Annotated in this window: 16 protein-coding genes; 11 read left to right on the top strand and 5 right to left on the bottom strand. The window is 49.8% G+C overall.

Annotation, left to right across the window (positions count from 1 at the left end):
• Positions 1 to 21: 21 nt before the first annotated feature.
• Positions 22 to 1,389: a D-arabinono-1,4-lactone oxidase gene (locus F1593_RS12445; protein ID WP_149401889.1), complete on the top strand. Its 1,368-nt coding sequence runs from the start codon at positions 22 to 24 to the stop codon at positions 1,387 to 1,389.
• A 75-nt stretch (positions 1,390 to 1,464) separates the two neighbouring features.
• Positions 1,465 to 2,865 (top strand): APC family permease, encoded by a 1,401-nt coding sequence (locus F1593_RS12450; protein WP_149401890.1) that lies wholly within the window; start codon positions 1,465 to 1,467, stop codon positions 2,863 to 2,865.
• A 149-nt stretch (positions 2,866 to 3,014) separates the two neighbouring features.
• Here F1593_RS12450 and F1593_RS12455 read toward each other — a convergent pair whose 3' ends face one another.
• The 3 genes from F1593_RS12455 to F1593_RS12465 all read right to left on the bottom strand — a co-directional run bounded on the left by F1593_RS12455 (position 3,015) and on the right by F1593_RS12465 (position 7,161).
• On the bottom strand, positions 3,015 to 3,428 hold the full coding sequence (locus F1593_RS12455) for a response regulator (RefSeq protein WP_149401891.1): 414 nt from the start codon (positions 3,426 to 3,428) through the stop codon (positions 3,015 to 3,017).
• Between the two features lie 5 nt (positions 3,429 to 3,433).
• Entirely contained in the window at positions 3,434 to 5,002 is a 1,569-nt protein-coding gene (locus tag F1593_RS12460) for an ATPase domain-containing protein (RefSeq protein ID WP_149401892.1), read from the bottom strand.
• 86 nt (positions 5,003 to 5,088) lie between these two features.
• Complete coding sequence (locus F1593_RS12465; RefSeq protein ID WP_172632079.1) at positions 5,089 to 7,161, bottom strand: glycosyltransferase family 39 protein; 2,073 nt, start codon at positions 7,159 to 7,161, stop codon at positions 5,089 to 5,091.
• Between the two features lie 704 nt (positions 7,162 to 7,865).
• On the opposite strand from F1593_RS12465, the gene F1593_RS12470 reads away from it, so the two are divergent.
• The 7 genes from F1593_RS12470 to F1593_RS12500 all read left to right on the top strand — a co-directional run bounded on the left by F1593_RS12470 (position 7,866) and on the right by F1593_RS12500 (position 16,981).
• Positions 7,866 to 9,047, top strand: a complete 1,182-nt coding sequence (locus tag F1593_RS12470; protein WP_149401894.1) for a S53 family peptidase — start codon at positions 7,866 to 7,868, stop codon at positions 9,045 to 9,047.
• A 296-nt stretch (positions 9,048 to 9,343) separates the two neighbouring features.
• Complete coding sequence (locus tag F1593_RS12475; RefSeq protein ID WP_172632080.1) at positions 9,344 to 9,868, top strand: PLD nuclease N-terminal domain-containing protein; 525 nt, start codon at positions 9,344 to 9,346, stop codon at positions 9,866 to 9,868.
• A 680-nt stretch (positions 9,869 to 10,548) separates the two neighbouring features.
• Entirely contained in the window at positions 10,549 to 13,554 is a 3,006-nt protein-coding gene (locus tag F1593_RS12480) for a PAS domain S-box protein (protein ID WP_149401896.1), read from the top strand.
• Positions 13,551 to 14,051, top strand: coding sequence for a response regulator (locus F1593_RS12485; RefSeq protein ID WP_216368857.1), 501 nt, complete (start codon positions 13,551 to 13,553; stop codon positions 14,049 to 14,051). The genes F1593_RS12480 and F1593_RS12485 overlap by 4 nt, the downstream gene beginning before the upstream one ends.
• The gene (locus tag F1593_RS12490) at positions 14,017 to 15,171 is read left to right on the top strand and encodes a sensor histidine kinase (RefSeq protein ID WP_149401897.1); all 1,155 of its coding nucleotides are present in this window, start codon (positions 14,017 to 14,019) and stop codon (positions 15,169 to 15,171) included. The genes F1593_RS12485 and F1593_RS12490 overlap by 35 nt, the downstream gene beginning before the upstream one ends.
• Before the next feature lie 430 nt (positions 15,172 to 15,601).
• On the top strand, positions 15,602 to 16,252 hold the full coding sequence (locus F1593_RS12495; RefSeq protein WP_149401898.1) for a hypothetical protein: 651 nt from the start codon (positions 15,602 to 15,604) through the stop codon (positions 16,250 to 16,252).
• 267 nt (positions 16,253 to 16,519) lie between these two features.
• Positions 16,520 to 16,981, top strand: a complete 462-nt coding sequence (locus F1593_RS12500; RefSeq protein WP_216368858.1) for an MGMT family protein — start codon at positions 16,520 to 16,522, stop codon at positions 16,979 to 16,981.
• A 200-nt stretch (positions 16,982 to 17,181) separates the two neighbouring features.
• On the opposite strand, the gene F1593_RS12505 is transcribed toward F1593_RS12500, so the two are convergent.
• Positions 17,182 to 17,766: a hypothetical protein gene (locus F1593_RS12505; protein ID WP_149401899.1), complete on the bottom strand. Its 585-nt coding sequence runs from the start codon at positions 17,764 to 17,766 to the stop codon at positions 17,182 to 17,184.
• A gap of 208 nt (positions 17,767 to 17,974) precedes the next feature.
• Positions 17,975 to 18,298, bottom strand: coding sequence for a hypothetical protein (locus F1593_RS12510; RefSeq protein WP_149401900.1), 324 nt, complete (start codon positions 18,296 to 18,298; stop codon positions 17,975 to 17,977).
• Between the two features lie 837 nt (positions 18,299 to 19,135).
• On the opposite strand from F1593_RS12510, the gene F1593_RS12515 reads away from it, so the two are divergent.
• Both F1593_RS12515 and F1593_RS12520 read left to right on the top strand, forming a co-directional pair.
• Positions 19,136 to 19,360 carry a hypothetical protein gene (locus F1593_RS12515; protein WP_149401901.1) on the top strand — a complete coding sequence of 75 codons (225 nt, stop codon included), beginning with the start codon at positions 19,136 to 19,138 and terminating at the stop codon, positions 19,358 to 19,360.
• Positions 19,361 to 19,538: 178 nt separating this feature from the next.
• Positions 19,539 to 20,327: an aminoglycoside adenylyltransferase domain-containing protein gene (locus F1593_RS12520; protein WP_149401902.1), complete on the top strand. Its 789-nt coding sequence runs from the start codon at positions 19,539 to 19,541 to the stop codon at positions 20,325 to 20,327.
• The last annotated feature ends 323 nt before the right edge of the window (positions 20,328 to 20,650 follow it).

Genomic DNA, 20,650 nt, shown 5'->3' on the forward strand with positions numbered 1-20,650 from the left:
CTAAAATGAAAGGACATCAGGATGGCAACACGACAGCCACCGCGCTGGCACAACTGGTCTGGTTCTGTGCAGGCCCATCCCCGACAAATCGAGAAACCCGGCAGTATCGCGGCCCTGAAAGAACTGGTGGGTACATGCGGACGCACAGGACGACACATACGCGTGGTAGGATCGGGACATTCCTTCACCCCGCTGGTCCATACCGATGACGTACTCATCTCGCTTGACAATCTACAAGGCGTAGAGAGCATGGATGAAGTAGCGGGAACCGTGACCGTCCTGGCAGGAACCAAACTTAAATATTTAGGAGAGACGCTGCTGGCACGCGGCCTGGCCCAGGAAAATCTTGGCGATGTTGATGCCCAGAGCATCGCCGGGGCCATCAGCACGGGCACCCATGGCACGGGCATCAACTTTGGCAATCTGGCAACGCAGGTCGAGGCCCTGACGCTGGTCACCGCCGACGGTGAACTCCTTGAATGCTCAGCCTCACAACATCCCGATATATTTAAGGCCGCCCAGATTTCGTTGGGCACGCTGGGCGTCATTGCCAGGGTCAAATTACGCGTCATCTCGGCCCAACTCCTGCACTTCAAGAGCCGACGTGAAACACTCGCCAACTGCCTCGCTCATCTCGAAGACTATAAGAATAACAATGACCATTTTGAGTTCTACTGGTTACCCTATACACCGTGGGTCCAGACGAAATTTCTCAATGAAACCACAGTCACAGTATCGAAAGGAAATCTTTGGAGCAGTTTTAATCAAATTGTACTGGAAAATGGACTCTTCTGGCTCCTATCAGAGATCAGTCGACTCTTGCCTGCTTCGGCCAGGACCATTAGCAGACTTTCAGCACAGGGCATCGCAACGACGAGTGAGGTGAACTATAGCCATCGCTTATATGCGACGCTGCGTGTGGTGCGCTTTCAGGAGATGGAATATAATATTCCAGCCGAACACTTTACCAGTGTACTGCAAGAAATCCGTGCATGTATCGATAAGCATCAATTCGCCGTGCACTTCCCGATTGAGTGCCGCTTTGCACGCGCCGACGACATCTGGCTTAGTTCCGCCTATCAGCGTACTTCAGCCTATATCGCCATCCATATGTACAAAGGCATGCCCTATCAGGAATATTTTCAAAGCATCGAAGCCATTTTTAAGCGCTATCAGGGCAGACCGCATTGGGGCAAACTACATACCAGGGATGCCGCCAGTCTGGCCCAGCTCTATCCCCGCTGGCAGGATTTCCGCCGCATTCGCGCAACCCTCGATCCACAGGGAATTTTCCTCAATGACTATCTATGCCGCTTGCTGGATGTGCCTGACACATCATCCGGGCGTGGTCAGCAGGATACAGAAGCAGCCCGCGAATCATCCTTTTGAAAGCATGGGGTCATCATACGTACAACATGACGTCTTTACAGAAAACAGTAGAGAGTCCAAGCAAGGAGAGCATATATGAGCGATGCACCCTCGCCCGTGCCCGGGATTGCCGCTGATCCGGCCTTGAGGAAGGGAAGTCTCGGCCTGCGCCATGCTATTGTGATTTCGGTTGCGGTCATGTCACCTGCCGCCTCTATTTTCTTTAATACCATTCCGCAGGCGGGTGTGGTCGGTGGAGCCCTCCCACTCTGCTACGTGATTGGCTTTATTGTGGCACTTCTGGTCGCCAATCAGTATAGCGAATTAGCCCGTGAACTGCCTTCCAGCGGCTCGGCCTATACCTTTGTCCAGCAGGGACTCAATCCTTACTGGGGCTTTCTGACTGGCTGGATTGGCTTGATTGGCGTCGCCCTGGGAGGGCCCTATACCTTTGTCCTGATGAGCGCAAATTTGCAGGCGCTTGTGCTGCGCTGGTTTGGCATCAACATCCATTGGACGATCTGGTTTGTCATCGCCGTCGGCATTGTCTTCGCCATCTGTTACATCGGCATACGTCAATCATTAACCATTGATCTCACGCTGCTCTGCTTCGAGATGGGGATCTGTGTCCTCCTGGCCCTGCTCATCCTCTCGCATGTAGGAGCGCAGAGACAACTCAGCCTGATCCCCTTCACGACTGGTCCTATCCCTGGCGGAGGTGATCTCACAATCGGCATCATTCTAGCTGTGCTGAGCTTTATCGGCTTTGAAACCGCTGCCACCCTGGGCGAAGAAACCAATCATCCCGGCCGCAATATTCCACGTGCCGTCTATGGCTCAATGCTCGTCGTCGGCGTCTTCTATATTTTAATGGCCTATGTTGCCACGATGGGCTATGGTATACAGAACATGTCTACCGGTTATGCCAATGATGCGGCGCCCTTTGATACCATTAGCCGTCATCTTGGAGGCAATATCTTCGCCCTTTTGATCGATCTGGCCGGTATCTTCTCCTTCTTCGGAGCTGCCCTCGCCATCATCAATGGGGGAGCACGCATCATCTATAGTGTTGGACGTGATGGCCTGCTACCGAGTTGGACCGCCCGTACCCATGCTATCAACCAGACACCTATCGGGGCGATCACTCTGCTTTGCGTCTTTGCTCTCATCTGTGGTATCCCATTGGGACTGCTCATGACCCCGATTGAAGCCTTCGCCTTCCTCGGCACGCTCGACGCCCTCTTCATCCTCTTGATCTATCTTCTCGTCAACATCGCCTGCATACGCTTCTTCCAGCGTCAACGGCGCTCGCAATTCAACCTCATCAAGCACGGCGTCATCCCTGTCATCAGTACCATCTTGATGACCGCCATCTTTATTGCGGCCTATCTAGAGCCAGGAGCCACGCCACTCAACCTTATACCCTACATCGTCACCGGCTGGATCGCCATCGGGCTCGTCGTCTTACTCATCATCAGGAGGAAAATCGTCGCCTGACCTCATAACAACCAATCTTACGGACAATACTCCCTTGCTCGTACGACTCTCTCACCCCAACGCTCCACACTGTTCCCTGAGAAGGATGTTGCGGTGGGGTGAGAATGGCCTACGGGCGGGATGCTCCGAGCAAAACCTTCTCTCTCTGGTTAAGAGAAAGTAGCTTGGAGTAAGCGACGAATGACGTTTTCTAGCTGATCAAGATCAAATGGTTTAGCCATTACAACATCTACAGGCAAATCTTTTAGCGCCGGTACACCAACGGCGGTCAACAGAATAATGGGAGGTGGCAATCTTCTTTGCGCGACTGCCTCAACATGTAAAGCACGCACAAGATCAGCGCCATTTAACTTTGGCATCATAAAATCAGTAATCACGAGTGCAGGCCAGTGCTCATACACACGCTCCATCGCCTGCTGCCCATTTTGAGCCACAGAGGGAGTATAGCCTAGATCGGTCACGAAATCCGAGAGGAGGTCGATAATGGCATCTTCATCATCAACAATAAGCACCAGGAAGGACTTTCCCTCTTGTAAATAATGCGCGGGTTCCCTGTCCGTCATGGTCTCTACCTCTCTGTCGATTTTTTCTTCAATGTATGCGGCAGTAATTCTGCTCCTTGCTGCTCGATCAGTCCGAGGATAACCTCTAGTCCGCTTTCATCATGGGTCAGGACACGTAATCCCTCTGGCGGCTTAATTTGAAACTCGCGCAACATATAATCATGAGATGAAAAACGCATTTTTAGCACAGAAAGGACACGATGCAACTTACCACGATAAGCTATTTGTTGCAAAAAGATAAGATTTTCGGCCAGGACAGCCAGCGCATCCGACGAGAAATCAAATTGCGTCGTAACATTTCGGGGCGTTTCTTTGATCGCCAGCAGCGTCACGCTCCGTTCGCGTAAGACAGACAGCAAGGCCGACAAATAATTAGAAGTCCGTTCTTTGCCATTACTTTCCTCAACAGCGCGCTCAATTTCAGCAATGCTATCCACCACCACGCGTTGCGCATGTGTCTGCTCTAAAGCTGTAATCAATCGTAGCGCAATCTGATCGGGATCTAATTCAACAGGTTCCCAGCGTTGCAACGTCAGGCCACCATCTGGCGCGAGTGCGGCGCGCAATTGCTCGCCCAGCGCAAAATCGTCAGCCTTCTGAATCAATTGCCGACTGGTCTCGCGAAAACTGAGAAAAAGCGTCGGCTCGCTATTATGGACGCCATTCAATGCAAACTGCAACGCTAGCAAGGTTTTCCCCATCCCCAGGCTGCCGGTGAGCAAGGTACTTGTCCCACGCGTCAGACCGCCGCCCAGGAGCGTATCAAGTTCTGACAGACCGAAATCCGCTCGCCCACTAAATTGTATACGGCTGACTGGCGCCGTTAGATTGGTCGGCTCTTCTTGCTTTACGCGTGATTCCAGACGTGGAAAGACAGTTACGCCACTATCACTCAATGTCAGGCTATGTAAACCCGAGAGTGGAGCGCGTCCCCGTACTTTAATCACCTCTAAATTGCGAAATGTGCGTACCCCAACGATCTTAAAATACAAGCCAATCAACACATCGCCCGTGGTCATTTCTGGGAAAAGCGCGGGATCATGTGGATCAGACTCGGTTGTGATCAGGGTGGTCGTGCCATGTAAACTCAGACGCAACCCCAGATCATAGAGTAAACGACGTGTGGCATCAAGATTGGGCTCCAGACTGCGGATACTCTGAAAACCATCCAGCACCACCAGATTGGCCTTCGTTTGACGCACAGCAGCCACAATCTCCTGGCTCGTCGCCGCCAGGCCCTGTGGTAAAAATTGCTGCAAACTAAAAATCTGCACACTTGTACCAATCAAGCTCGCAGCATAGAAATGATAGGCACTCAGATGCGACAGCAGTTTTGTTGTTGGCTCCGAAAGTGCAGTTAAGATTATCACCCTTTGCCCGCGTTGCGCCGAAGCAAAGGCAATCTGGCTTGCAAGAGTCGTCTTGCCACTTCCAGGAGGGCCAAGAATAATCGATAAAGCCCCCTGTGGAATACCACCACCCAGCACAAGATCAAGTTGAGGTACACCCGTTGGTTCAAGCTGTACTAATGGCAGCGACTCCAGATCGGGGATAGCTTTCTGCGAATTATCCATAAACTCCCCTTTTTCATTTGAATATGAGGATAGTATGACACACAGGGCGTCCTGAAACAAGAGTAAATCAACAAAAACAGTCATTCTTATTTTGCCGTTGCTCTATTCACCATATCCGCGCAATCATATAAGTGCAAAGTGCTGGTATTGCCACCCCCCTTAGTAGATCTCCACTTGCTGGTGGGCACGAGCTTACAATTACTTGCCACCCACGTGGGTACCCCTTCCTGCTGACCGCTTCCTCCCAACTTGCTGCCAGCCGCAGAGACTGAAGCACGGTACGCACTCGACAAGCCATCAACTACAGCATGCACATTACGGGTTGAGGCACTGAGCAGAAAGAAGCGCACTTTCTGCTGGACGATGAGCTCTTTGAGGTCAGCTGTCGTCACAATAGGATCGCTCCCCCCAAAGCCACCCAGAGCCATCACCGGTTTATTGGTGCTCAGAATCAACGGATCAGCGGTCCCTGAACTGGGCGTCGCCACCAAAAATTGGGTGTTTCCCTGATGGGCAATAAGATAAGCAACCAGCTTATGATCGACGTTGACCAATTCCACAAGCGCTTTGGGTAGAGCAGGAGCTGTCTTTTCATGCGCATTTGGACCAGCTGTAGGGAAAGACGATTCGGTATTATGCATGACGACGTAGCCAGACCAGAGTGTAGGAGCGATCAACAAGGCCAATAAGGCCAGACAGACCAACGCCAGGCCACTGCCAACAAGCACGCTATTCATGCGCCCCAATCCCCAGGCCAGCAGACGCAGAATCAGCAAGAGAATCACAACCAGTAGCATCACACCACCCACCAGAGGGATTAGCCATTGCGACCAGAGAGGATAAGATGTGACTATGTACACCTGGGCAAACGCGGTCAGCGCCAGGGTCAAGGGAAGCAGCCAACCACGCCAACCTGCGCGCCGATAATCCTGCCACATCGTGACCAGACCAATGCCCACGCAGGCGCTCAGGCCAGGAGCCAGCACGACCAGATAATATTGATGGAACGAATTATCCAATGAAAAAAAGACCGCCATCGTCAGGAACCAGATACCCCAGAGCACCAGTCCTAACTGCTGACGATCCTTTTGAAAGTTCGGGCGTCGCTGCCAGACCAGAGCCAGCATTCCCAGTAACGCACATGGCAAGAACCAGGCGATCTGCGAACCCAGTGAGACAGTGAAGAGATGGAAGAGAAGCAAGAAACTACCGGATGAATTATTAGCCGCCGGACGAGTAACCTTTACATCCTCTCTACGAACCGTTGTGCTCTGTTTCCCAGTCGCGGAAGTATGATTATTATCACCCACTGTAATATGCAGGCGATTTAAACCATTATAGCCAAAGGCCAGGCTCAATTCAGAATTATCTTTGGTTGAGCCAACATAGGGACGTTGCGAGACTGGCGTCAAATCAACAATAGCCGCCCAGGATAGAGATACTACCAGCAATACAAGCAGGGCCAGCAATAAATGCCAGCTACGAGTCCAGATTTTGCGTGGTGCGCAGAGCAAATACACCAGTCCCAGAGCCGGGATGATGAGATACGCCTCCGCCATCTTCACGTTAAAGCCCAGGCCCACCAGGCCAGCGGAAAGAAGCAACCAGCGCAATTTTCCACTTTCCGCCGCCTGAATGACTGCCCATGCCGCCAGCAGCAGGGCCAGCGCCAGCACACTATCAATAGTATTATTGCGATTCGTCACTACACTGATAGGAGTCAGGGCCAGCACCAGAGACGCGACCAGTCCCGCTACAACCCCAAAATGGCGACGCACCAGCATATAGAGTAATAAGACCGAGAGAACACCACATAATGCCTGGGGGAAAAAGATGCTAAAAGGAGTAAAACCAAAAATTTTGCTACTCAATGTTTGTAACCAGAAGCCGACCGGCGGCTTATCCACTGTCACAAAACCACCGGGATCCAGGGACACAAAAAAGAAATTATGCCAGCTATCGGTCATACTTCTGACACCAGCTGCATAGTACAGATTGCCATAGCCATTCTGGCCGAGCTGAAAAAAATCCATCACAATTGACAGCAGCAAAACTGCTCCCAATGCGCTACGACTCCATATATTCGGTTCAGCTACCTGACGCCCAGGAGCTGCTTCAGTTACTGGTATGCCTGTCGATGCTTCAGCGACATTTGTCATACAGGTTATCTCCTTACATGACATGGGAATAAAATGGGGAGCAGCAAACATTCCTATGGTTAGAAATTTTAGAGCAGAAACTTCAATAAAAGCTCTGGAAGTGCTAAAGAAGCAATTACTAGTTTCCAGTATTTTAGTCACGCCTCCACACAAAATTCTGAACCAGACGAAATTATGCCAATATAGACGAATAGACCACAATCTATAGTACCATATAACACTCTCTTTTGCTGCTTTTTGTGCAAATAGTACGCCCGCCGTTACCATCAATACATATCTTTCTTGCATAGAGAAAGATTCAATGCATAATCGTACTTTATCAAGCGCTTAAACAAGTCATTCTCATCTATATGATACAAAAAAATCTAGCTATCCTTTACCATGTTCTATGGACGATCTCTATAGCACATTAAAAGTGGGTATTGACTTTTCTGTATTCATGTTGAATACTTCTTATATAAGAGTGTCGGTGCCAAACGAAGAATAAATTTATTCTAAGTGATACTCTAAGCACTATTTTTTGAAGTGCAGTATAGTACCCACATTCCTTTACTTTTTTATTTATGTAGTCTCAAGCAAAGACAGCATGTCACGCTCTACCATGCTTGCTTGCCCTACAAAGGAGAAGCTGTCCTTAGAGATGCTCTACCTTTGAACAAGCTGGCAATGATATGCAGACAGCAGTCAACGGAAAGGAAGCCGTTATGCGCAGACTTATCACCTCCTTCTCATCAATGGCCGTGCTCGTGCTATTGCTGATGGGAACATCCGCTACCGCGTTCGCCGCGCAAGCAAATGTCACCCCGACAGGCTTTTCATCACACCATGTTTGCAGCGTAGCAGCCGTAAATCACGCTTATTGTAATGCCATTCAGATCGACAAAATCAAGGGGGCCATCGTACCCAACGCCTCACCGTCAGGCTTGAGTCCTGCCAATCTGCAATCCGCGTACAAACTCCCCTCATCCAGTGCAGGGAGCGGCCAGACCGTCGCAATTGTCGATGCATACAATGATCCCAACGCAGAGTCTGATCTGGCGGTATACCGCTCCCAGTTCGGTCTGCCAGCCTGTACCACCGCTAACGGCTGCTTCAAAAAAGTCGGTCAAACGGGAAGTACCACCAGTTTACCAAGCAGTAATAGCAGTTGGTCCGAAGAGATCTCACTGGATCTCGATATGGTCAGCGCCATCTGTCCCAATTGTCATATTCTGCTCGTTGAAGCGAAAAGCACCTCTTTCTCGAATCTGGGAATTGCAGTCAATGAGGCTGTAACACTGGGAGCCAATACCGTCAGCAATAGCTATGGCGGTAGCGAATCAAGCAGTGAAACAAGCTATGCCTCCTACTACAATCATCCCGGTCATATCATCACCGCCAGCTCTGGAGACAGCGGTTACGGTGTTCAGGTACCAGCCGCGTTCAACACCGTCGTCGCAGTCGGTGGAACATCTCTTTCCAGCAGCAGCAATAGCCGTGGTTGGACAGAAAGCGCCTGGAACGGGGCTGGTAGCGGCTGTAGCTCATACATCAGCAAACCGAGCTGGCAGACGGATAGCGGTTGTTCCAGAAGAACTGTCGCCGACGTCTCCGCAGTAGCCGATCCCAACACGGGTGTCGCCGTTTACGATACCTATGGAGTTAGTGGCTGGTTAGTCTTTGGTGGCACCAGCGTCTCCTCGCCGATCATTGCCAGCGTCTATGCTCTGGCCGGGAACGCGAGCAGCGTCAATGCCGCACAATCGCTCTATAGCAATACAAGTAGCCTGTTCGACGTCACCAGTGGTAGCAACGGCTCTTGCGGCGGAAGCTATCTCTGTACAGCGAAGAGCGGCTATGATGGCCCCACAGGACTCGGCACACCGGATGGAACCGGAGCCTTCTAAATTCGCTCTCATTGCGTCTGAACATACGCCGGATAAGCTATCCTCGATAGCCTATCCGGCCTTTTTTGTCATCAGCGCAACAGAGGAATCAACGTTCTATCTTTATGAGAGGAAAGCGCTAAAATTTCTGGCAGATATGACATGGGGAACAGGAAAAAAGTCATATTTTAGCGCCGCTTTGCCACGATTGTGGTGCTGCAAACATTTATGTATAGGAAAGAGTTGTATTCTAAAGATAAGAGAAGTGATAGAATTATAGATACATACTTCCGCAAAGTCAGGAAAGGATGTGCTTTATGCGTGAGATGGAAATATTGGCACTGCTCAGCACGCTGTTCTGGATCATTATGCTCATCCACTGTCTGTTCAATAGAGGGTTAAGAGGTGGACAGAAGCTGTTCTGGTTGTTTTTGATCTTTCTAATCCCCATCTTTGGGACTGTCCTCTATTTCTTTTTTGGCCGTCAACAGGCCATCAGACAACGCTATCAAGTCTATCGATCCACACAACGTCAACGACAATCAACCTATTGGAATCAGCAGCCCTACTACCAACCACGTCAACCACAGCAACCGTATTATCAGCCCACACCTGCGCAGCCCACACGGACAGAGCGAGCGGCAGCACAGCAATCAACCTATTATCAACCACAGGCCCGACCGCCGGAGCCAGAGCAATCCTATCAGACCGGCTATAGTGCGCAAAGCCCATCCAGAGAAAAAGCAGGCTTTGAGACTGAGCCCGGCTACAATCAATACGACTATCCGCAGGCCAGTTATCCCGATCCTGAGCAGCCGCAACAGCAAGCGCAGGCGCAATAGTGAATTAAAATAATATAAAGGTTTTCTCAGGGAATTTTCTTTCCTAAACTTTCTCTGTGCTTTGATTTCTGTGCATATAACGTTCATTAGCAAATAACTGCGGCATAGAGCATCTCTGATTCAGGGAGCGCCGTCTCAATCTTCACTGATCTGCTCTAAAAATTTTTCACCTCTCGTATATCAGGCAATTGACAACACTTTGACTCTCATGGTATATGTCTTTGTGAAATAAATAAGCAACTGTCCAGGCGCTTTGACATCTCGGATACCGAGTACCGGGTACCATTCTCACTGCAAGAAGGCAACATCTTCCGTGCGGATTGGCCCCGGTTTTCTTTTTTCGTTTCTTCAACACTGCTCTAGCTCATCCACCTTTGTGCTCAAATACGGGCAAGTCCGCAGGTAACCGTTTCAGAACCCTTGCAGAGAGAAAAGAACTTCTGTTAAGATAGCATGACAGAAGAGTCTGGTACCCTATATCTCCCAGTAGAATGCGATCCTGAGCATGACCCCTTTCAAATCGTTCAGATTACAGGGTATAATAATGCCCGGGATGTCTGCATGGCGCGGCAAAGCCAGACTGATAAACAAGGGAGGCACGCTGCTACATGTGGCTATCGACCTGACCTGACCTGACCTGATTGCTGAAAACGGACTGAAGAAAGAAAAGAGAAGACAGCATGACATATACCCCTGAACCCACCTCGCAAGACGAGAGAAGCTCGCTTTCTCAATTGCGAAACGAAGTCAGGCAAACCGAACAGCGTTTCAAAGCAACTTTCGAGCAAGCAGCAGTTGGGATGGCACACGTGGCGGTGGATGGCCGCTGGCTACAGGTTAACCGCAAACTCTGCTCCATCGTTGGCTATAGCCAACAAGAACTACTCACACAGTCATTCCAGGATATTACCTATCGGGATGATCTGGATACTGATCTCGCCTCTATGCAGCAACTTCTGCATGGCAATATTGATACCTATTCGATGAAGAAACGCTATATCCGTAAGGATAATGCAACCATCTGGATTCATCTCACGGTCTCATTGGCCCGCGATGAGAACGGAGCACCATTGTATTTTATTTCTGTCATCGAAGATATCAATGCACAGCAACAATTAGAAGAGAACTTAAAACAGCAGCAGCAAGCCTTCCAGACCGTTGCCGAGAATGCTCCCGATATCATTTCCCGCTTCGATCCGCAGTACCGCTTTATTTATATAAATCCAAGTGTGCGGCGCGCGACAGGACGAGAGCCAGAAGAATTTATCGGGAAAACACATTTAGAAGCAGGTTTACCACCAGAACACGCTGATAAATGGCGCACCTATCTGACACAGGTATTTGCCACCAGGCAATCCATGGATGCCGAGTTCCCTTTTCAGGGTCCCGAGGGCCTGCGCTTATATGAGGCCCGGTTGACGCCGGAATTTGACGCGTTTGGTCAGGTTGTCTCGGTGTTGAGTATCGCACGCGACTATACCGAGCAAAAACAACTGGAGGAACAACGTAAACAATTATTGATCCGCGAACAAAATGCACGTCAGACGGCCGAGAGGGAACGCAAACGCCTCTATGATCTCTTCATGCAAGTTCCGGCTCTGATCGCTCTGCTCCACGGTCCAGAGCATGTGTTCGAGTTTGCCAATAGCTCCTATCTCCAATTAGTCGACAACCGTGACCTTACAGGTAAACCCATCCGCGAGGCGCTCCCCGAGCTGGCCGGACAGGGATACTATGAGTTGCTGGATGACCTGTATAAAACAGGGAAGGTGCTGGTTGGCAATGAGCAGAAATTCGCGCTTGATCGCCATCACACAGGCACCCTTGAGGATACCTACTTAAACTTTATCTATCAACCTGCCCACAATCTGGACGGCGAGATCGATGGTATCCTGGTCCATGCGGTAGATGTGACTGAGCAGGTCCAGAGCCGCGAAACCTTGAAGGTTAGTCAGGAACGCCTTCAGCTAGCTCAACAGGCCGGTCACATCGGCACCTTCGAATGGCGGGTCAACGACGATCAGGTCCTCTGGACCCCCAATCTAGAAGCCTTATATGGACTCCCTGCCGGCGGTTTTGAAGGCACCTATCATAAATGGACCGAACTGGTCCATCCCGATGATCTCCAGGCGGTTGAAGAGAATTTATGGGATTCCACCAGGGGTGGGCCAGCTTTTAACATTGAGTTTCGGACCATCTGGTCGGATGGAAGCATCCATTGGCTGCTGGGCAAGGCAAATGTCACAGACTGGGAAAATGGAGTGGGCACACGTGTGGTCGGTGTCAATATTGACATTACAGAACGCAAAGAGATAGAGCTGCAACTTGCACGCACCCTCCAGCAGGTGGATTTCCTCTCGGAAGCCAGCAAACTCCTGGTGGCTTCACTGGATTATCAGGATATCCTCAAACATGTGCTTGAGCGGGCTATCCCGGCTCTGGCCGATTGGTGCCGCATTGATATCAAGAGCAGCGAGGCGGGGATTGAGCCGCTGAGTATCTCTTATCCTTATGCGGTTGAGGGCACACAGGAGTTACAATTCATCACTGATATTCCGGTTGATGCTGGCACGCCTTCCGTATTAGAAACCGTCTGTCGACAAAAGCATTCGGCCATCTTCGCCCATCTTGGGAAACAACAATTGAGACAAATTGCAGGTACCGCCAGCAATTATGCCTTGCTCAGGAAAATAAAGGCGGATTCCGCTCTGGTCATCCCGCTCACCATTCAAGATATGATCGAGGGCACAATAACCTTTATCGCCACAGCCGACCGCGATCCCTACACAGACGCGGATCTCAATATCGCGCAGGAACTGGCGAACCGCGTAATGATGGCGATTGAGCGCGCGCAGATCTATCAAAATCTTCAGGAGTTGAATGCCAATCTGGAGGCACGCGTCACACAACGCACAGAAGAGTTACGCCTGCTCAATACTGATCTGGAACGCAGTAACCAGGAATTGCAGGAATTTGCGTATGTGGCTTCACATGATCTTCAGGAGCCATTGCGCAAAATCCAGGCCTTCGGCAATCTACTTGAAGAGGAATATGCCGAGGGTCTGGGTGATGGAAAAGAGTATCTGGAGCGCATGCGCAATGCCGCCTCGCGGATGCGTGTCTTGATCGATGATCTCCTCACTTTTTCACGTGTGGCGACGAAAACTTTACCATTTACGTCCAGCGACCTGAATCTGATCGTGCGCGATGTTATCGATGATCTGGAAACACGCATCCAGGAAACGCAGGGGCGCGTAGAGGTCTCACCACTCCCAACCATTGATGCCGATTCCCGCCAGATGTATCAGGTCTTACAAAATCTGATTGGCAATGCCTTGAAATTTCATCGACCGGGCGTCCCACCAGTGATCAAAGTCGCCGCCAGCCTTATAGATACACTGCCAGAAGAGGAAGAGGGAAACGCTCAGCAACAGTGCATTCTGACCATCGAGGATAATGGAATTGGTTTTGATGAGAAGTACCTCAGCAAAATCTTTACCGTCTTCCAGCGCTTGCATGGTCGCAATGAATATGAAGGAACTGGTATTGGCCTGGCGGTGGTGCGCAAAATTGTGGAGCGACATGGCGGACAAATCACCGCCAGGAGTACTCCTGGCGCAGGGGCTACCTTTATTATCACCTTACCCGCTCACCACCTAACAATGAAAGAAATAGAAATAGTATGAGCACAGCAAAATCAATCGTGATCCTGATGGCTGATGATGATGATGATGATATTCTCCTCACGACGAAGGCCCTGCAAAAAGGCAAATTGATCAATACGTTTTATAGCGTGAGCGACGGTGAAGAACTATTGGAGTATCTCCTCCGACGCGGCAAGTACGAAGGTGCCGATGATAGCACCGCACCGCTGCCTGGTTTGATCCTGCTAGACTTAAATATGCCCAAGAAAGATGGACGTGAAGCATTGCGCGAGATTAAGGCGCATCCCGCGCTACAGGAAATACCTATCGTAGTCTTTACGACATCGAAGGCCGAGGAAGATATTTATCGCTCCTATAGACTGGGTGTCAATTCTTTTATTACCAAACCAGTCACGTTTGAAAAACTCATCGAAGTCATGCAGGCTCTGGGGAAATATTGGTTTGAGGTTGTGACGTTGCCTTCCAAGTCGAAAAAGGATTCCTATGGACATACAGCGAACGACGATACTGCTCATTGAAGATGATGAAGAGGATTATATCCTCCTGAAAAAAGCACTGACAAAAATTCCCCATGTCCACTATGATTTACGCTGGGAAAGCGATCCACAGGCTGGTCTGAAGCGCATGCTGGTAGACCAGCATGATATCTGCTTGCTCGATTATCGTCTGGGCGCGCTCAACGGCATTGAACTCATCAGAGAGGCGCGCCGCCAGGGCTATGCGCTGCCAATTATCTTACTGACAGGGGCCAATGAGTCGGAAATTGATATCCTGGCCCTGCAAGCGGGGGCGGATGACTATATTGCAAAAGAACGACTCCAGGTGGACCTGCTGAGCCGCATTATCCGTTATGCGATCGAGCGCAAGAAGGCTGAACGTGAACGTGAAAAGCTTTTAAGCGAGCAACTGGCGATTCAGGAATTAGAGAAACGGCGTAATGAGTTTGTGAACATGGTCGTACATGAGTTACGCACCCCACTTACCAGTCTTAAGGCGCATGCGCAAATCCTGCGTAAACACTTTTCGCTGACAGGTGATGAGGCCGTGATCCGTACGACAACACGCATGAATACTCAGATCAACAAATTAACTGATTTGATTAGTGACTTTCAGGATATTACACGCATTGAAGGCGGAAGATTACAGTTCCGCGAAAGCTACTTTGATTTTGATGAGCTTGTCAATGAGATCGTGGAAGAGATGCAGCCAGTCACTGATCGCCAATTGTTGCTGCGCGATGGAGAGACGAATAAGACCGTCTGGGGAGATCGCTCACGCATTGGTCAGGTCATCACTAATTTGATTATGAATGCGATTAAATATGCGCCCGACTCTGACCGTATTGTCATAAAGATGCAAAGCGATGACACAACGGTCACCTTGCAGATACAGGATTTCGGACCAGGCATTCCACAGACAGTACAGGATAAAATATTTGCTCCTTTCTTCCGGGTGGAAGGTGCCACAGCACGCACAATCTCGGGCCTGGGCCTGGGCCTCTATATCTCCGCAGAGATTATTCAACGCCAGGAGGGTCACCTCTGGGTGGAGAGCCAGGAAGGGAAAGGGTCAACCTTCTGCTTTACGCTCCCTATCGAGCGCGAGCACCCGTTAGAAGAAAAAGAAACAGCCTCATAAGCTATGGGGCGCGTCAGGCTCGGAATTCCTGTATTCGCCGCATGTAGGTGCGTGCCGAGGTCGCAACCGAGGTGCGCTTTCCCTTTCCTCGTACCACCATTGCACCCAAAAACGTAGGTCGCAACCGAGGTGCGCTTTTCCCTTCCTCGTACGTTGAAGGGGACAGCTACTGACTGGGTTTTCCGGGCATTCAGGCGGCGAGGAAAAAGATGGTTATCCACATGAAAGATGGTTTTTGCACACGTGCCTGCGACTTTTGCACAATGCTTGCACATTTGTCAGCGCAGAGCTGTGGATAAGCTACTGGCCCTCTGTCAGCACATCAGTTACACTTCTCATAACAGCATTTATTCAGTTATCTCCGGTGTCAGCCACTGATCGCACCCGTTGGATAGCTTCTTTATTGACGTTTGAGGAGAGGAGTTTCTTGATGTCATCATCAGAAGTCGCTGAAGGCGCAGCAACCGGTGCGCTACGTTATAGTACATTACGCCATCGCCCGATCCAGACAACCACAGCAGCTGTGTATGTTACTACACCGCGAGCCTCTCTGGGCAGGGGTGCTCAAGCAGCACCCATCACCGAGAACACGCTTCATCCTATTCAGAACTATGCAGCATTGCACGCTCAACGCATCAAACGTCAACAGCACTGGACAGTGACGGTGGGCATCTCAATGCTCGGTATGTGTCTGCTCCTATGGCTGGCACAAAGCCTCTGGCACTGGGGAACCATCACCTATGATGACCTTACGTATGGACGACCTCGCACGATGCAGACAGATGCCTATGTCGGGCATGAAAGCAGCAGCCATAGCACTCCCAGTCACTTTATCGCGCTTAATCAGCACGGCCGTATCGAGATCATTGAACTGCCGGGGGGGGATGCCAGCCATGCGCACATTATCCTCGGACCACAGATCTGGGGACCAGACGCTGATCTTGTACCCATCACGCTCAGTTTTGTACCATCCGCAACGGGACAGGGTCGACAACAGGACATGATCATCTCCTTTCAAGGATCACGCATCAGGCTGCGCAACGAAAAAGGCACCTTCGTTCTACCCTCTACATCCAATTAAGCACAGGAAACATAAATCAGGTGACCTTTAAACAAAATACTATTGAATAACGTGCTACTGATATACATCATACTTGAAATTAGCGCTTTCTAGCATTATAGTTAGAAAGCGTAATATAGTAAAACGTATAGCGCAGAGCCAGAACTATTAACACACGAGATCCGAGCATTCTTTCGCCCACTGCGTTAGCCCAACACGCACTGGCAGTGAGCATGAGGGCATAACATAACTTTATATCTATCAAATAATTGCAGAAAAGGAAGATGGATGATGTCAGAAGAAGCTCTATTGTTCCGTCAACACATCGAAAAACTCATGGGACAGGTTTTCGCGCTGGTGCAGGCCTGCCCAACTGGACGCGTCACAACCTATGGCTGGATCGCCAAAGCACTCGGGTATCCACGTGGTGCCCGCATAATCGGCTTTATCATGCATGAAGCGCCAGAGGGAGTGCCAGCACATCGCGTCGTGAATAGCAAAGGAGAATTAACCGGTAGTCGCGCCTTTGGGCAAATCGGTCGTATGCGAGAATTGCTAGAAAAAGAAGGGATAATTTTTTCCTCCGGGGATCATGTCAATCTCACGCGCTATGGCTGGAATCCTGAATATGAGCTGAACGAAGCCGAGCGGCAGCAAGCTCTGGAGGCCGCCAACAACATTCCTGTCGAGGCGAATGCTCGCACACTCCATCTTATGCAAAGCGATTCCGCCTCACCATTTCGCGCCTGACACCAAAACTGCGAAGCAGCACAATGAGATAAATCCTTTTACAAAGTGTTTGATTCCCACTCCCAGCGGGATCTTGCTGCTCACCTGCTGGCAGGCGCCTGCCAGCAGGTGAGCACCATCGGTGCGAAAACTCATGCGCCAGCATAGCAAAGACCATGGGAGTCAAACACTGTCTAAGAATAATCGTCACATGTTAACGCTTATGCACCAGGAGATCCTGGACTGGGATTGGCATTGGGATTGGGATTGGTCAGACTGCTATCAGTGAGAAGGCCAACCATTAAGTGCTCGGGCAACTCTAACGCGGACGCCATTTCATCCAATATGCGCACCTCTTCCGGGCTAACATTTATACCGCCAACATTCAATAAATTCGCGCCCTCATTCGCAGCACTGGCTACATTTTTCCCAATCATCAATAGCCATTGCTTGTACTCATCCGCTTCCTGGGTAGTACTTTTCATTTTCAATATCTGACAGGCCTGCCTGCAGGCATCTAGTGCTTGCGTACGAGCTATATCGGCCTGCTGAAACAGATTACTCGCCATACCCGCCAGGGTATTCACCTGCTCACGATTGATCCCTTTCGGCACGATCTCATTGATCAATTGATTACTGGTGTAGCGATGTGCCTCATTGACCATACTATTAGTAATCGCCAGCGTCTCCTTCACATTGCCAACCACGCCGCTGGGGGCCGAAGCCGCAACCGCGCCACCAACCTTCAATGGGGTTGTGCACAGGATATTCCACTCTTCCGAGGTATAATCAGCATGTGATGTCATGATAAGCATCCTTCCCCTGCATACCGTCTTGTGCCTGCAACGCTTCTTGAGGCCCAGGTGCGCAATCAGTAGCAGGTATCTACATTCAGCATCATGTCCATCCCTGGAATCACTTTTTATGGCTCTTCTTAAGAAGATGTGAGGGTATTCCCCACTTCTGTATACGCAGGAGCAATCCGCTTAGTGACACATGCATAGCAGTCGGGCATTATTCTGGTTGCGCCCAACCCGGTAAATCTGGTCGCTTCTCATTGTTATGATGCAATTGAGTTATGGTGGTGGCGCGTCCCAGATACGGGCTATGGATCTCATTGCGTAAATTCACTAATTGCGCCAGTTGTTCCTGAATTGCAGGATGTAAGAGCGGCGTCACTGTATTGAGGGCCTGGAGCAATTCGCGATCAGCCACTTGCCGTGCATCCTGCTCATTTTCGGAATGCTCCTTCACATCCTGTAACAATTCGATAGAGCGTTTAAGCAACGTGCCTATATTTTGCACAAGAGGATTATTGATAGTTGCTTTATTCTTCATAACATATCCTTCCCATGGTCGCTTCTATAAAAGTGTTTAATTCCCAATACCAGCAGGTGAGCAGCAAGATCCCGCTGGTATTGGGGGCCTGACACTCTCTATGAGTGTGTCAGCCTCCCATGATCTCCACGGTCTCTGTGCATGAGTTTTCGCACCTGCGGTGCTCAAACATCTTTTTATTGTGTAGTGCAGGAAAGGTGCACAGCACCTTTCCTGCACTACACAATAAAAAAGGGCGCAGGCGCGCAAGCGCCTGCCAGCCAGGGAGCAGCAAGATCCCGCTGGTATTGGGAGGCTGACACTCTCTATGACAGTGTTTGATTCCCATGCTCTTCGCCATCCTGGTGCATGAGTTTTCGCACCTGCGGTGCTCAAAACTGTTTTTAGTGTGTGGTGCAGAAAAGGTGCATAGCACCTTTTCTGCACCACACACTAAAAAGGGCGCAGGCGCGCAGGCGCCTGCCAGCAAGTGAGCAGCAAGATCCCGATGAGAGTGGGAATCAAACACTTTGTATGAGTGTGTCGGACTCCCATGCTCTCCACGGTCTCTGTGCATGAAGATCGCAGGGACATGAGAATCAAGTACTCTCTAAGTATAAGCGATGAAATCAATAATTATAGAGGTAAGAGAAATTTTTTCTCTTTTTCACAACCGCTTACAAGATGCTCCATTTGGTGGGCCGATTTTTTGCGCCTTCTGCCCCTTACCTTCCTTCGCAAGACAGTTATTAACCAGACATTCAAGCGATACAATTATTCCTGTTTATTCTTCTCTTGCAATTTTTCTCCAAATATGTCAATATACAGGCAATATTGCATCAGGAGACAAAAAAATATATGACGAGTAATCGCTATCCAAGGCGTTTCCAACCAACGCGCGTGAATGCAAAACAACGCCTGCATGCTTTGCTCCGCGAAAATCCCTCGCTTACCCCACAAGAGCTGGCGCAGGCCGTAGGCTGTACTCCAGCTTCGGCACGCATCTGGAAAAGCACCTTCTTTGCCAAACGCTATCCCTCCATTTCTGACGATAGTACCTCATCAATGGATAGGTTGGTCTAGCTTAGCTCTATGTATTCTCGCTACGATCCTTGCCAGCAAGACAGAGCACCGTCAGCAAGGAAGGAGTCCCATAAAAGACTGAACGACTTGCCACTGGCTGCTCTCATCTCGTAAAATTGGTAGGCAATGATACAGCTTGTATGGTTGATGACATTTTCAGAAAATAGAGGATGAAACAGTGGATTACAATTGGACCAATTGCTCGAAGGTCGTTAAAACGGAGGTGCTCACGCTGGTCGCTGAGTTACAACGTCTATTAGAAGATAATCTGACCGGTATTTATCTCTACGGATCAATGGCGGCCGGTGGCTTTAATCCTGAACGCAGCGATATCGATATCCTGGTGGTGACACCTCATAACATGTCTGGTGAGACCAAAAAAAATCTGCTGGAATTGCTCTGGCGCATGTCACGCGTACCCAGTGCCTTGGATATTACCTTTCTCGTTTCAAGCGTGCTGCATCCTTTTCAGCCAGCCCTCCCGATTGAATTCCATTATGCTGAGAAACTGCGCGAGTTCTATCTGCAGGGACTGCGTACGCAAGGCGGTACAGCCTGGCTGGATGCGACAAAAGAGGATGCTCATCTCGTCCTCGCTCTCACTGCCCTACGACACTATGGTATTTGTCTATACGGAACGCCCATAGCCGAGGCGATCCCTGACGTGCCTGAGTCGCTATTCCGTGCAACCCTGTTAGACGTCATGCGCAATACATTGGAAACATATCTCAGTGATCCTTTTACCTGTGTATTAAACGCCTGCCGCTGTCTCGCTTATCTACGTACAGGCAGTTATCTTTCAAAAAGCGCTGCTGGAACCTGGGCCTTAAGCGCGCTCCCCGCAGAGTATCACCCCTTGATCACTCAATCGCTGGCCATCTATCGCAGTGAACGCCTGGGTCGTGCCCTGGGCCGCAAAATTCTGGATGATTTTGTCGCTTTTACCCAACAAGAAATAGCAAAATAGGTACTTTATATCAGCCTCACTTCCCTATAAGTGCTTCCTTTTCTGCTCACTCTACTTTACACTCTCGATATCTGAGCTTTCTTAACCTTCATCGTATTACGCAAGATAAGCGTCGATGGTAAATAGAAATGCCTATAAGTGTGACATTTTAGCTGCCTACCCGTTTTCTCTATTGTAGAGAAAGTCTAAAGTGGCATGTAGTTCGATTTTTAAATACTTAAAAATCGAGAACTATTTTCGCTTCTCAGGCTCACAATATATAATCTCGTGTAGTATAACTACTCTGTACTCACTAATACTCTTTTTTTATTTCTACTAGTAAA

This window comes from Dictyobacter arantiisoli (assembly GCF_008326305.1).
GTDB lineage: Bacteria > Chloroflexota > Ktedonobacteria > Ktedonobacterales > Ktedonobacteraceae > Dictyobacter > Dictyobacter arantiisoli.